The following is a 14,043-nucleotide window of genomic DNA, read 5'->3' as shown; positions in this document are numbered from 1 at the left end:
TCACATGGACGATCTGAAAGCCATTATCGGAAAAGTCGCCACCGGCGCAGCCCTGTCGCGTGATGAGTCAGCGGCGGCGTTCGACCGCATGATGTCCGGCGAAGCGACGCCATCGCAGATGGGCGCCCTCCTGATGGGCCTGCGCGTGCGCGGCGAAACCGTCGACGAAATCACCGGCGCGGTCTCCGCGATGCGCTCCAAGATGCTGACCGTGAAAGCGCCTGCCGACGCGGTCGATATCGTCGGCACCGGCGGCGATGGCTCGGGATCGGTCAATGTCTCGACCTGCGCATCGTTCATTCTTGCCGGCGCGGGCGTCCCCGTCGCCAAGCACGGCAACCGGGCGCTGTCGTCAAAGTCCGGCGCGGCCGATGCGCTCGCGGCGCTCGGCGTTAACATCAACATCTCGCCGGAAGGCGTAGGCCGCTGCATCGCCGAGGCAGGCATCGGCTTCATGTTCGCGCCAACGCATCACCCGGCGATGAAGAACGTCGGCCCTACCCGCGTCGAACTCGCCACCCGCACCATCTTCAATCTGCTCGGACCGCTGTCCAATCCCGCGGGCGTCAAGCGGCAGATGGTCGGTGTGTTTTCCAAGCACTGGGTCGAGCCGCTGGCGCAGGTGCTGAAGAATCTCGGCGCGGAATCGGTGTGGGTCGTGCATGGCTCCGACGGCCTCGACGAGATCACCCTCACCGGCCCGACCTTCGTCGCGGCTCTCGAAAAGGGCAACATCCGCACATTTGAAGTCACGCCGGACGACGGCGGGCTGCCACGCGCCACCAGCACGGACCTCAAGGGTGGCGATGCCGAGGCCAACGCCAGGGCGCTTCGCGATGTTCTGGAAGGCAAACAGAACGCCTATCGCAACGTCGCGCTGTTGAATGCCGCCGCTGCCCTCGTGGTCGCCGGCAAGGCCAGGGACCTAAAGGAAGGCGTTGCGCTCGGCGCCAAGGCGCTGGACACTGGTGCGGCGGCGGACAGGCTCAAGCGCCTTGTCGCCGTCTCCAATGCTTGAGGAGCCAATACCCTTGTCGGACATCCTCGATAAAATCGAAACCTACAAGCGCGAGGAAATCGCCGCGGCCAAGCGCGCGCTTCCGCTCGCCGAGGTCGAGGCGCGCGCCAAGGCCGCATCCGCGCCGCGCGGCTTTGCCAAAGCCATTCGCGCGAAGCACGCCAACGGCGACTACGCACTGATCGCCGAGATCAAGAAGGCCTCGCCGTCGAAGGGACTCATTCGCGCCGACTTCGATCCGCCTGCTCTTGCCAAAGCTTACGAGGCGGGCGGCGCGGCTTGCCTCTCGGTGCTGACCGATACGCCATCGTTCCAGGGATCGCTCGCTTTCATGGTTGCGGCACGCGCGGCCGTCTCGCTGCCGGTGTTGCGCAAGGATTTCATGTACGACACCTATCAGGTGGCGGAAGCGCGGGCACATGGCGCGGACTGCATCCTGATTATCATGGCCGCGCTAGACGATGCTGCGGCGAAAGATATCGAGGATGCCGCATTCGCGCATGGCATGGACGTGCTGCTCGAAGTCCATAACCGCGAGGAACTCGACCGCGCCTTGAAGCTGAAGTCGCCGCTACTCGGCGTGAACAACCGCAACCTGCGCACCTTCGAGACGACGCTCGCCACCAGTGAAGAACTCGCTCCGCTGATCCCGAAGGATCGCATCAGTGTCGGCGAAAGCGGCATCTTTGTGCCGGAGGATCTCTCCCGTCTTGCGCGCGTCGGCATGAACACCTTTCTCGTCGGCGAGAGCCTGATGCGTCAGGCCGATGTGACGGCTGCAACGCGCACCCTGCTCGCCCGCAGCGATGCGCAACGCGCCACCGGGACGCGCTGAACCGTGGCAAAAAAGACATCAAAGACGAAAGCAGTCGCCGCCCTCACCCATATCGACGCCAAGGGTGAAGCACGCATGGTCGACGTCTCCGCCAAGCCGGATACCGAGCGCGTCGCGGTGGCCGAAGGCCAGGTCATCATGACCCGCAAGACGCTCGACCTCATTATCAAGGGCAACGCCGCCAAGGGCGACGTGCTCGGCACCGCGCGCGTCGCGGGCATCATGGCGGCGAAGCGGACCTCCGACCTCATTCCGCTCTGTCATCCGCTGGCTCTCTCAAAGGTCACGCTCGACATTACGCCCGACACCAAGCTGCCGGGTTGCCGCGTGCGTGCCACGGTGAAAGTGAAAGGCCCGACCGGCGTCGAGATGGAAGCGCTAACCGCCGTGTCGGTGGCCTGCCTCACCATCTACGACATGGTGAAGGCCGTGGAGCGCGGAATCCAGATCGACGCCATCCGTCTGGTCGAGAAAAAGGGCGGCAAGTCCGGCCACTATCTGGCGGACTATTGAGGATCGCACCATGGCGCTGATGCCGGTCGCCGAGGCCTATGCCGCCGTTCTCAAGGACGCCACTGCGTTGCCCGAAGAGACGGTTGCGCTCCAAGATGCGTTTCATCGCACGCTCTCTCGCGATATCGCAGCACTGCGCACCCAGCCTCCCGTCGCGCTGTCGGCGATGGATGGATACGCGGTGCGCGCGACGGATGCCGTGCCGGGCGCGCGGCTGAAGGTGATCGGCGAAGTCGCTGCCGGTCGGCCGTTCAATCAAAGCATCGGCGCCGGACAGGCTGCGCGCATCTTTACCGGCGGCGTTGTTCCCGGCGGCGTGGACGCGGTGGTCATTCAGGAAGACGCCGCGCGTGACGGCGAGTTCGTCCTCGTCAACGAAGCTATTACCGCAGGAAAAAACATCCGCCCCGCCGGTATCGATTTCCGCGAGGGCGACGTGCTCCTGCCGCGCGGCTCTCTGCTCAACGACCGCGCCCTTGCGCTGGCTGCCGGCATGAACCACCCGCGGTTGCCGGTGCACCGCCGTCCCAAGGTGGCGATCCTCGCGACCGGCGACGAACTGGTGCCTCCGGGCACGACACCCGGCCCCGGTCAGATCGTCTACAGCAATGTCTTCGCGCTGGCTGCACTCGCGCGCAGCGAAGGCGCGGACGTGATCGAACTCGGCATCGCGCGCGACACACTCGAAGAAACCTCCGGCGGCATCCGGCGCGCGCGCGATCTTGGAGCAGACGTTCTTGTCACCACCGGCGGCGCATCGGTTGGCGATCACGATCTGGTTCAGGCCGCGCTGACAACCGAAGGCTTCGACATGGCCTTCTGGAAGATCGCGCTGCGGCCCGGCAAGCCGATGATGAACGGACGGCTCGGGGCGATGCGCGTGCTCGGCCTGCCCGGGAACCCCGTGTCGTCCTACGTCTGCGCTTTCCTGTTTCTGGTGCCGCTGATCCGTTCGCTCTCCGGGCGAACCACGATCGATCATCCACTCGAGCAAGCCAGGCTTGGGCGCGAGCTGCCCGCCAACGACAAGCGGCAGGACTACCTGCGGGCGCGCGTCACAGCCGGCAGCGACGGTGTACCCGTCGCCACGTCGGTGGGCGCGCAGGACAGTTCGCTGGTGGCAAAACTGGTCGAAGCGAATGCACTGATCGTCCGTCCGCCATTCGCGCCCGCGGCCCCCGCCGGCTCGCCCTGCACGATCCTGCGGCTGCCGGACTGACAATCCCGATCACACGGGCCCCGTCGTTGACGTGAAATTAAGGGGTTGCGGAACACATATGGAACAGATAGTGTTCGTTCATGATTTGTTTCGAGTGACTCGCTACTCCTGAGTGTCCCTTTCCATTTGTTCTCGGTGGGGATCCAGAGAGGCGCGGCTTCGGATCAGAACGCGGGAATTCTTGAGATCCTTGGGATCGGGGACCAATTCAGATGCTGACACGCAAACAATACGAGCTTCTGCGCTTCATCAACGAGCGGCTCAAGGAAGCTGGTGTTCCGCCCTCCTTCGACGAAATGAAGGACGCGCTGGACCTGCGGTCCAAGTCCGGCATCCACCGGCTCATTACCGCCCTTGAGGAGCGCGGCTTCATCCGCAGGCTCGCCAACCGGGCCCGCGCCATCGAGGTCATCAAGCTTCCCGAAACGAGTGCCAGCCCCGGCGGCGCCCGCCGCGGCTTCACGCCAAGCGTCATCGAGGGCAACCTCGGCAAGGTCCGGTCGGCTCCGTCCCTCGGTCCTGATGAGGATGCCAGCTTCCCGGTTGCCGTGCCGGTCATGGGCCGGATCGCAGCCGGTACGCCGATCGAGGCGTTGCAGACCCGCAGCCACACCATCAGCGTGCCGCCCGACATGCTCGGCTCCGGCGAACACTACGCTCTCGAAGTGCGCGGCGATTCCATGATGGAAGCCGGCATTCTCGACGGCGACACCGTGCTGATCCAGCGCAACGAGACCGCCGACACCGGCGACATCGTGGTGGCGCTGATCGACGAGGAAGAAGCCACCCTGAAGCGCTTCCGCCGCCGCGGCGCGTCCATCGCGCTGGAGCCGGCCAACGCAGCTTATGAAGTTCGCATCCTGCCGCCCAACCGCGTGCGGATTCAGGGCAAGCTGATCGGGCTTGTCCGCAAGTACTGAGACTTTCGGGTTCCTTCATTCCAGGGCGCGAGCTTTTGCGAGCGAACCCGGAATCCAGAAACTTGCCCGTTGAATTTGCTGGCCTGTCCGGAATGATGGCTGGATCAATCGTCCGGCTGGAGATCGCTCTCTGCCGGCGTCGCATCGACAGGCTGCGCGGGACGGCTTGACCGTACAGCGGGTGTTTCGATGTCATCATCGGCATTTGCCGGTGACCACGGACGGTCGACGCCGCGCGGCTTGTTGGCCGTGATCGCGTAGCCGTCTGCGGTTTTGCGCAGGGCGAGTGTGCCGCGCCTGCGCAGCATCTCCTTATCCAGCACCATGGCCGCACAATCGGCGGGCGACTGACGCAGTGTCACGATGACCGCTGCGCGTACGCAATCATCCGCGAACGCATCGGGTTTCAGCGTCAGCGCGACGGTCGAGCCGTCCGCCGCCTGCACCACGCATCCAGATGGGTCGCACGAAACGCCATCGGTCAGCGACGCGTCGGTTGCCTTGCGCATGTCGGCGTCGGCTGCGAGCCATTCGCGTGACAGGAAAGCATCCTTTCCGGTGCGCATCAGGCGCAGCCTGCCGTCCTTCCCGCGCACCGCGACCGAGGTGCCGTCTCCCGCAACAAGGATGTCCGGCTGCGGCGTGGTCAGCGCCCAGATTGTTGCCAGTGCGATGAGCCCTGCTCCCGTCCATCGCAATGGCGTCCGCAACAAACCGAGCGCAATAATGCCTGCGCTCATCAAGGCCAGCGCCCCGGCGCCGAATGACGCGATCTGGCCGATCGCGCCGGGAAGCGCCGCCACCCATTGCGACACCGCCACCATCCATCCGATGCCGACATCCATCAGCCGCCAGAACACGCCGTCGAAGCCGAACGGCATCGCAAGCAGCCCGAGCAGCCCTGCGGGCATCACCAGTATCGAGACCACCGGCATCGCCGCGAGATTGGCCAGCACGCCGTAAGGCGTCACGCGATGAAAATGAAACGCCGCGTAGGGCATGGTCGCGAACCCGGCCACCAGCGACGCGAGCGCCAGCATGGTGATTTCGCGTCCACCCCAGAGCGCCGCGCGCGCCACCTGCGAATTGTCGGGCGAGGCAAACAGGTTCGGCATGCCGATCTGGATCAGCGCCACGAGGCCAAGCGTCGCCGCGAACGACATCTGGAAACTTGGGTGTACCAGCGCCTCCGGCGCGATCGCGAGCACGATCATCGCCGCCACGGCGAGCGTGCGGAACGTGATCGCGCGCCGGTCGACCATCACCGCGATCAGCACCACCGCCGTCATGAAGAACGAACGCTGCGTGGCGACCTCAGCCCCCGACAGCAGCAGATAGAAAGCGGCGGCGATCAGCGCTGCGGCGGCGGACCATTTCTTGATCGGAAATGTCACGGTGAGCGCGGGAAACAGCGCGAGCAGCGCGCGCACGGCGAAGAACACCACGCCCGCCACCACCGCCATGTGATAGCCGGAAATCGACAGCACATGGCCCAGTCCTGAAATGAACATCGCGTCGTTGACCGGCGCGGAAATCGCATCGCGCCGGCCGGTGAGCAGCGCCGTGGCGATGGCGCGGTTATCGCCGGAGACGACACTGCGAATGCGCGCGTCGATGGCATCCCGCATCCCCTGCATCGTGGCGGCGTAGCGCAGATAGGCGCCGCCGCTGCGTGGAGCATCAACCGTCCTGATCGCGCCCATGACAAAGCCCGACGCGCCGATGCCCTGAAAGTACATGTCGCGGCCGAAGTCGTAACTCCCCGGACGCAGCGGCGAGAGCGGTGGGAGCAATCGCGCGTTCAGTTCGACAAAGCTGCCGACGGCGGGCGCTGTCCCCTTCTTCACCGACAGCCGCACGCGCTCCAGCTTCATAACACCGCGCGGCGACTCCATCTCTTCCACACGCAGCACGAAACGATCGGTGCGCTCGCGCTCGTCACGGGTTTCGACAAATCCCTTCACTGTCACCGAAAACATTGGTCGCGCCAGCACGCCATGGGCGACGCGCGCAGTCTTCAGCGTGGCTGTGGCGAACCCCGCCGCCAGTGCGGCCAGCATCACCGCGAAAGGAAAGATGCGGCTTCGCCGCGCGAGGAATGCCGCCGCACAAAACACAACAGCCGTCGCGCCAGCAACCGACGCCACGGGTTCACGGTCAGCAGCGAAGTAGATCGCAATGCCCGCGCCGAACGCGACCGGCACCCATGGCAGCAACCGGCCCGGTCCGGCTTCCGCCGCGATCCAGCTTCGGGCTTTTCCGATGAGGAATGACGATGCGCTTTCCGTGAAGCCGGCGGCGGCAGGCACGGCACTGCGCGGCGGCCAAGAAACAGCTCGGCCGACGGCGCGCCCCGCCCGGCCTTGGGATCTCTCTCGGGATCGCTCCCGGTCTTCGCCGCCCCCGCCCGCCATCGCGCCGCTCCGGCATCGCCGAGACAATGCTAGCGGAAGCGATCAGGCTGGATAGCGGAACGGATGCAGAATGCGCTGTTCGATTTTGCCGGAAAACTGAGGCCGCCAGGCGGTGGCGGCCTCAGTCCCGGTTATTTGCCGCTGGCGGCGCGCTGCTTGCGGTATTCGAGCGCGGGCAGGCCGCCCCATCCCCAGTTGTCCGTGTCGACCTCCTCGATAACGACGAAGGTGGATTCAAGCGGCTTGTGGAGGACGTCGAGCAGAAGCTGGCTGGCGCCGGCAATCAGATGCGCCTTCTCTTCCGCCGTGACGGAGGTCCGGCCGGGGCCGGATCCCTCGCGCGTAACCTGGATCGTGACAATCGGCATGACAGCCTCCGTTAGTGACCGGCGCTCTGGCCACCGTCGACGTGCAGGATTTCTCCGGTCACGAAGCCAGCGGATTCAAGGTAGAGAACCGCGTCCACGATATCGCGCATCTCGCCCATGCGTTTCACCGGATGAAGGGCGGCAAGAAACTCGTGGGTCTCCGGGGCGTGCATCGGAGACTTGATGATGCCGGGCGACACGGCGTTCACACGAATGCCCTTGGTTGCGTATTCAACGGCAAGCGCCTTGGTCGCCGAATTGATGCCACCCTTGGTGAGGTTGGCGAGCACCGTGGGCACGATGGCGGTCGCGTTGTCGGTCAGGCTCGTGGTGATGCTGACGATATGACCGGAGCCCTGTTTCAGCATTTCCGCCGCGGCTTGCTGCGTGATGTGGAAGAAGCCGGCGAGATTGGTCGCGATCTTCGAATTGAAGTCCTCGGCCGTGTATTCGGTGAACGGCTTGGAGATGAAGATGCCGGCATTGTTCACCAGCGTGTCGACCCGTCCAAAGCGCGTGATGGCTTCCTTGACGACGCGCTCGGCTGTGGCGCGATCGCCGATATCGCCGGCGACGGCCACAACGTCGGGATCGCTGCCCTGCTTGATTGAGCGGGATGTCGCGACGACCCGATAGTTGCGTTCCCGGTAGGCCTTGACCAGGCTGGCGCCGATACCCTGCGATGCGCCGGTGATAATTGCGACCTTCTGTGCGTTGCTCATGGTGTGCCTCGATGATGTCTCCAGCGGCGATATTGCTGCTGGCTGGCCCGCGGGCCGTTGCTCATCGTTCTATGGCGTCCCATGAGGCGGCAGAATTGCCGACGTTCGGCAGACATCCTTCCGCCGGCCGAAAGAATGGCGAGGGTTCAGGAATTCATCGTTCCGGCTTCCGCAGACAGCCTGGCAAATTCGGCTTTCAGGCGGGGCGCTGCAAAATCAACGAATGTGCGCACCTTTGGCACCGTCAGCCGCCCCTGCGGCATCACGAGATTGACCGGCAGGACTGCGGGTTCGGCATCGCGCAGCAGGAGCTTCAACGATCCATCCTGGACGCGTTCGGCAACGTGATAGGTGTAGAGACGCGTCACACCATGGCCATCCACCGCAGCGCCAAGCGCTGCACGTACGCTGTTCACGAGAAACCGGGGCTTGAAGTGCACAGATCGCGCGATCGAACTCCCCGGAGATGGCGGAAAGACCCAGGTGTCCTGCCCCATGTGTGTTGTGGTGACAATGCTGTGTTTGGTCAGATCCGCGGGCTCGACGATGCGAGGATGGGCGGCGAGATAACGCGGCGACGCGGCGACCACCCGCTTAACGTCTCCCCCGACCCGTACCGCGACCATTGCGGAGTCCGGAAGTTCGGCAACACGAAGCGCGATGTCGATACCTTCTTCCACAAGGTTGGCATGGCGGTCGAGCAGCAGCAGATTCACCGAGACACCCGGAAACGCGTCGAGATAGGCGGTGATGATTGGGCGCAGGATTTCTTCGCCGCTGATCGGCGGCGCCGTGATCGTCAGCACGCCTCGCGGAGCGGCACGCTCACCCGCCGCGGACAGATCCGCCTCTTCAAGCTCAACGAGAACGCGCCGGCACGCCACGGCATAACGCTCACCGGCTTCGCTCAGCTTGATCGTACGCGTGGTGCGATGAAGCAGTTCAGCGCCGACATGCTGCTCAAGAAAGGCAATGGCCCGGCTGACCGCTGCCGGTGACCGCCCGAGCCGTCGTCCTGCACCGGCGAGGCTTCCCTCATCCAGCGCCGTGACAAACACCTTCATTGCTTCGAGACGATCCATCTGCAACCTGCCGTGCCGCTTCGTTATCGCTCCCGCAATGGTATCGGAAGCGATCCGGTGATGAACAGCGGAACGGATGCGGAATACGAGCTTCGATCAGCCCGCAGCCTTGGCGTAGCTGTCGCGCAGGCCGACGGTGCGGTTGAACACCGGCTTGCCGGGCGTAGAATCCTTGTCGCGAACGAAATAACCCTGGCGCTCGAACTGAAAGGCTCCGTCGAAATTGTCGCTGGCCAGCGCGGGCTCCAGCATCCCGGTCACGGTTTCCAGAGACTGCGGATTGATCTGCGCGGCGAAGTTCGCGGCCTCAGGCTGCGGTGTCGTGAACAGCAGGTTGTAAAGCCGCACCTCCGCCGGCACGGCATCCGCCGCGCTCACCCAGTGGATAGTGGCCTTCACCTTGCGTCCGTCAGGCGCGTTGCCGCCCTTGGTCGCAGGATCGTAGGTACACCGCAGTTCGACCACCTCGCCCGCCGCATTCTTGATGACCTCGCGGCAGGTGATGAAATAGCCGTAGCGCAGGCGCACTTCGCGGCTCGGCGCCATGCGGAAGAATTTCTTCGGCGGGTCTTCCATGAAGTCGTCGCGCTCGATGTAAAGCTCGCGGCCGAACGGAATCTGCCGCGTGCCCTGCGACGGATCGTCGGGATGATTGACGGCTTCGAGCGTTTCGCTCTGCCCTTCCGGATAATTCTCGATCACCACCTTGAGCGGATTGAGCACGGCCATGCGGCGCGGCGCCGTCTTGTTCAGGACCTCGCGCACCACGAAATCGAACATGCCGAGGTCGACGGTGCTGTTCGCCTTGGCGACGCCGATGCGCTTAACGAACTCGCGCAGCGCTTCCGCCGGAATGCCGCGACGCTGCAAGCCCGCAAGCGTCGGCATGCGCGGATCGTCCCAGCCGGACACATGGCCGCCGCGCACCAGTTCTGTGAGCACGCGCTTGGACAGCAGCGTGTAGGTCACGTTGAGCCGGGCGAATTCATACTGATGCGGCCGCGATGGCACCGGCAGGTTTTCAAGGCACCAGTCATAAAGCGGACGGTGATCTTCGAACTCCAGCGTGCAGATCGAATGCGTGATGTGCTCGATCGCATCCGACTGGCCGTGCGCAAAATCGTAGCTCGGATAAATCTTCCACGCGTCGCCCGTGCGCGGATGATGCGCGTGCAGGATACGATAGAGCACCGGATCGCGCAGATTGATGTTGCCCGACGTCATGTCGATTTTGGCGCGTAGCACGCGCGCGCCGTTCGGAAATTCACCCGCGCGCATCCGGCCGAACAGGTCGAGATTTTCCTCAACCGACCGGTCGCGGAAAGGGCTGTTCTGTCCGGGCTCGGTCAGGGTGCCGCGGGTCAGCCGGATCTCTTCCTGCGTCTGATCGTCGACATAGGCCTTGCCGGCGCGGATCAGGTGCTGCGCCCAGGCATAAAGCTGTTCGAAATAGTCCGACGCAAAATGGAGATGCTCGCCCCAGTCGAAGCCCAGCCAGCGTACATCGCGCTCGATCGCGTCGATGTACTCCTGTTCCTCCTTGGTCGGATTGGTGTCGTCGAAGCGCAGATGACAGCGCCCGCCGAACTCCTCGGCGATCCCGAAGTTCAGGCAGATCGATTTGGCGTGGCCAAGATGCAGATACCCATTGGGCTCAGGCGGAAAGCGGGTCACCACGCCCTTTGCACGGCCCGAAGCCAGGTCCTCGGCAACAATATCGCGGATGAAGTCGCGGCCTGCGGTCGAAGGCGATTCGTCGGTCATTGGTACCCTTTCAGTTGGGCCCTATGTGCCAAATCCGGGAGGCCCCGCCAAGTGCTGCCCGGCGCTGGCCAGACCGGGCTTTTTCGCTGGCGAAGCCCGCATCCGGGCTTTGGGCGCGTTTTAAATCCCCGGCAATTCGTGCTGAGACAGTCTGCCGTTGTTGTGATAAACGCCCGCCGATAACCCTCCCCGAGATCGATCGAACCGCCTGAAATGACCGAAACTGTCGTAACCCGCTTCGCGCCGTCCCCGACCGGCTTCCTCCATATCGGCGGCGCGCGCACCGCGCTGTTCAACTGGCTTTATGCGCGCAAGCGCGGCGGCAAGATGCTGCTGCGGATCGAGGATACCGATCGCGAACGTTCCACCGATGCGGCCATCGAGGCCATTCTTGATGGACTGAAATGGCTCGGCATCGAATGGGACGACGAGACGGTCTATCAGTTCACCCGCGCCGCGCGGCACCGTGAAGTCGCCGAGCAGTTGCTCGCCGACGGCAAGGCCTATCGCTGCTACGCGACGGCTGAGGAACTGGCGCAGATGCGCGAGGCCGCAAAGGCCGAGGGCCGCGCGATCCGTTACGACGGCCGCTGGCGGGACCGCGATCCGTCGGAAGCGCCTGCCGGCCTCAAGCCTGTCATCCGGCTTCGCGCGCCCCAGACTGGCGAAACCGTGATCGAGGATCAGGTCCAGGGCCGCGTGGTCTGGCAGAATGAAAATCTCGACGATCTCGTGCTGCTGCGCTCGGACGGCAATCCGACCTACATGCTCGCCGTGGTCGTGGACGATCACGATATGGGCGTCACCCATGTCATTCGCGGCGATGACCATCTGATCAACGCCGCTCGTCAGAAGCACATCTACGATGCCCTCGGCTGGACCGTTCCGGTGATGGCTCACATTCCGTTGATCCACGGTCCCGATGGCTCGAAGCTCTCCAAGCGGCATGGCGCGCTTGGTGTCGATGCCTACCGCGCCAAGGGATATCTGCCGGAGGCGCTGCGGAACTATCTGGTGCGGCTCGGATGGAGCCATGGCGATCAGGAGATTTTCTCGACCGAGGAGATGATCCGGGAATTCGATCTGCCGGCGATCGGTCGATCTGCGGCGCGGTTCGATTTCGCCAAGCTCGAAAATCTGAATGGCCACTACATCCGCAACGCCGACGACAAGGCGCTGCTGGCGAGCTTCGAGGACGTGCTCCAGTTCATTCCCGAAGGCGCAGCCATCCAGGCCAAGCTGAATGACACGACCCGTGCCCAGTTGCTGGCTGCGATGCCGGGCCTAAAGGAGCGTGCCAAAACGCTCCTCGAACTGGTCGACAGCTCCAATTTTATCTTTGCCGACCGCCCGCTCCAGATGGAGCCCAAGGCGGCGGCGGTGCTCACACCTGACACCCGCAAGCTGATCGGGGAACTTCGTTCGGCGCTGGAAAAGGTCGATCCCTGGACTGCGGAGACCGCCGAGACGGCCATGCGCCAGTTTGCCGAGCAGAACAACCTCAAGCTGGGGGCGATCGCGCAACCGTTACGTGTCGCCTTGACCGGGCGGACAACGTCACCCGGGATTTTCGACGTTCTGGCGGTGCTGGGGCGGCAAACCTGCCTCGAACGGCTGCAGGATCAGGCCTCGGGATAGCCCTGGAATAACAAACACCAACGCAGAGCTGCCCAAACTTTAGGTGCAGCCCACCTATCTTGCAGCGCACACAGCAATAAGCTACCCATTCCAGCCACTCTTCTGGAATAAAGCGCTTAGGCCCCTATATGGCCTTAAGCGTCACTCGCCCTGAGCAACACTCACCGGGGACTTCACGATGGATGCAAAGACCAACACCAAAAAAGCAACGCTGACGGTTGAAGGGAAGACCGTCGATCTCCCGGTTTTGTCCGGCACTGTCGGACCTGATGTCATCGACATCAGCAAGCTCTACGCCCAGACCGGGATGTTCACATATGACCCGGGCTTCACGTCGACGGGCAGCTGTGAATCCAAGATCACCTACATTGATGGCGACGAAGGCATCCTGCTGTACCGCGGCTATCCGATCGAACAGCTCGCCGAAAAGGGCGATTTCCTCGAAACCTGCTACCTGCTGCTGTACGGCGAACTGCCGACCAAGGCCCAGAAGGAAGATTTCGATAACCGCGTGACCCGTCACACGATGGTGCACGAGCAGATGGCCCGCTTCTTCCAGGGCTTCCGCCGCGACGCGCACCCGATGGCCGTGATGGTCGCCTCGGTCGGCGCCCTCGCCGCGTTCTACAATGACTCCACCGACATCTCCGATCCGACGCAGCGCATGATTGCCTCGATGCGCATGATCGCGAAGATTCCGACGCTCGCGGCGATGGCCTACAAGTACAACATCGGCCAGCCCTTCGTTTATCCGAAGAACTCGCTCGATTACGCCTCGAACTTCCTGCAGATGTGCTTCAGCGTGCCTTGTGAAGAGTACAAGGTGAATCCGGTGATGGCGGAAGCGCTGGACAAGATCTTCATTCTCCACGCCGACCACGAACAGAACGCATCGACCTCGACCGTGCGCATCGCCGGTTCGTCCGGTGCCAACCCGTTCGCCTGTATCGCCGCCGGCATCGCCTGCCTGTGGGGGCCCGCTCACGGCGGCGCGAACGAAGCCGCTCTGCAAATGCTGGCCGAGATCGGCACCGTCGACAAGATTCCTGAGTTCATCGCCAAGGTGAAGGACAAGAACTCCAACGTCCGCCTGATGGGCTTCGGTCATCGCGTCTACAAGAACTACGATCCGCGCGCGAAGATCATGCAGCAGATGTGTCACAAGGTGCTCAAGGAGACCGGGCACCAGAACGACCCGCTGCTTCAGGTTGCGATGGAGCTGGAGAAGATCGCGCTGAGCGACGAATACTTCATCCAGCGCAAGCTCTATCCGAACGTTGACTTCTATTCGGGCATCACCCTGAAGGCGATGGGCTTCCCGACCTCGATGTTCACCGTGCTGTTCGCGGTCGCCCGCACCGTTGGCTGGATCAGCCAGTGGAGCGAGATGATCCAGGATCCGCAGCAGAAGATCGGCCGTCCGCGCCAGCTCTACTCCGGCGCGACGTCCCGCGATTACGTCGGGATCGACAAGCGCAAGTAAGCGCTACGTCATTCTCAGCAAAAAGGCCGGTGCAGCGCACCGGCCTTTTTCGTTGAGCCTCATGACG

Annotated in this window: 12 protein-coding genes; 7 read left to right on the top strand and 5 right to left on the bottom strand. The window is 63.6% G+C overall.

Annotated features, from left to right (window positions below):
* The first annotated feature begins 4 nt into the window (after positions 1–4).
* From trpD to lexA, 5 genes are all read left to right on the top strand, one after another.
* A complete protein-coding gene (gene trpD, locus ACP7AL_RS20025; protein WP_425993682.1) occupies positions 5–1,018 on the top strand; it encodes an anthranilate phosphoribosyltransferase in 1,014 nt (337 codons plus the stop codon).
* Between the two features lie 13 nt (positions 1,019–1,031).
* The gene (gene trpC, locus ACP7AL_RS20020; protein ID WP_425993680.1) at positions 1,032–1,853 is read left to right on the top strand and encodes an indole-3-glycerol phosphate synthase TrpC; all 822 of its coding nucleotides are present in this window, start codon (positions 1,032–1,034) and stop codon (positions 1,851–1,853) included.
* Between the two features lie 3 nt (positions 1,854–1,856).
* Positions 1,857–2,366 carry a cyclic pyranopterin monophosphate synthase MoaC gene (gene moaC, locus ACP7AL_RS20015; RefSeq protein WP_425993678.1) on the top strand — a complete coding sequence of 170 codons (510 nt, stop codon included), beginning with the start codon at positions 1,857–1,859 and terminating at the stop codon, positions 2,364–2,366.
* A 10-nt stretch (positions 2,367–2,376) separates the two neighbouring features.
* Entirely contained in the window at positions 2,377–3,585 is a 1,209-nt protein-coding gene (gene glp / locus ACP7AL_RS20010) for a gephyrin-like molybdotransferase Glp (protein WP_425993676.1), read from the top strand.
* A 212-nt stretch (positions 3,586–3,797) separates the two neighbouring features.
* Positions 3,798–4,505 (top strand): transcriptional repressor LexA, encoded by a 708-nt coding sequence (lexA, locus tag ACP7AL_RS20005; RefSeq protein WP_006020719.1) that lies wholly within the window; start codon positions 3,798–3,800, stop codon positions 4,503–4,505.
* Between the two features lie 104 nt (positions 4,506–4,609).
* Here lexA and ACP7AL_RS20000 read toward each other — a convergent pair whose 3' ends face one another.
* From ACP7AL_RS20000 to ACP7AL_RS19980, 5 genes are all read right to left on the bottom strand, one after another.
* On the bottom strand, positions 4,610–6,919 hold the full coding sequence (locus ACP7AL_RS20000; protein WP_425993674.1) for a ComEC/Rec2 family competence protein: 2,310 nt from the start codon (positions 6,917–6,919) through the stop codon (positions 4,610–4,612).
* A gap of 131 nt (positions 6,920–7,050) precedes the next feature.
* Complete coding sequence (locus ACP7AL_RS19995) at positions 7,051–7,287, bottom strand: tautomerase family protein (protein WP_425993672.1); 237 nt, start codon at positions 7,285–7,287, stop codon at positions 7,051–7,053.
* Positions 7,288–7,298: 11 nt separating this feature from the next.
* Positions 7,299–8,009, bottom strand: coding sequence for an SDR family NAD(P)-dependent oxidoreductase (locus tag ACP7AL_RS19990; RefSeq protein ID WP_425993670.1), 711 nt, complete (start codon positions 8,007–8,009; stop codon positions 7,299–7,301).
* A gap of 146 nt (positions 8,010–8,155) precedes the next feature.
* On the bottom strand, positions 8,156–9,091 hold the full coding sequence (locus ACP7AL_RS19985) for a LysR family transcriptional regulator (RefSeq protein ID WP_425993668.1): 936 nt from the start codon (positions 9,089–9,091) through the stop codon (positions 8,156–8,158).
* Between the two features lie 96 nt (positions 9,092–9,187).
* On the bottom strand, positions 9,188–10,855 hold the full coding sequence (locus tag ACP7AL_RS19980; protein WP_425993666.1) for a glutamine--tRNA ligase/YqeY domain fusion protein: 1,668 nt from the start codon (positions 10,853–10,855) through the stop codon (positions 9,188–9,190).
* Between the two features lie 213 nt (positions 10,856–11,068).
* Between ACP7AL_RS19980 and gltX the strand changes: the two genes are divergently transcribed.
* Positions 11,069–12,493 (top strand): glutamate--tRNA ligase, encoded by a 1,425-nt coding sequence (gene gltX / locus ACP7AL_RS19975; protein WP_006020725.1) that lies wholly within the window; start codon positions 11,069–11,071, stop codon positions 12,491–12,493.
* Positions 12,494–12,671: 178 nt separating this feature from the next.
* A complete protein-coding gene (gltA, locus tag ACP7AL_RS19970; protein WP_425993664.1) occupies positions 12,672–13,976 on the top strand; it encodes a citrate synthase in 1,305 nt (434 codons plus the stop codon).
* Positions 13,977–14,043: the final 67 nt, after the last annotated feature.

The organism is Afipia sp. DC4300-2b1, assembly GCF_049895725.1.
Classification (GTDB): Bacteria; Pseudomonadota; Alphaproteobacteria; order Rhizobiales; family Xanthobacteraceae; genus Afipia; species Afipia broomeae.
Note: the sequence above shows the minus strand (reverse complement) of the source record. Positions and strands in the feature narration are given on the sequence as shown.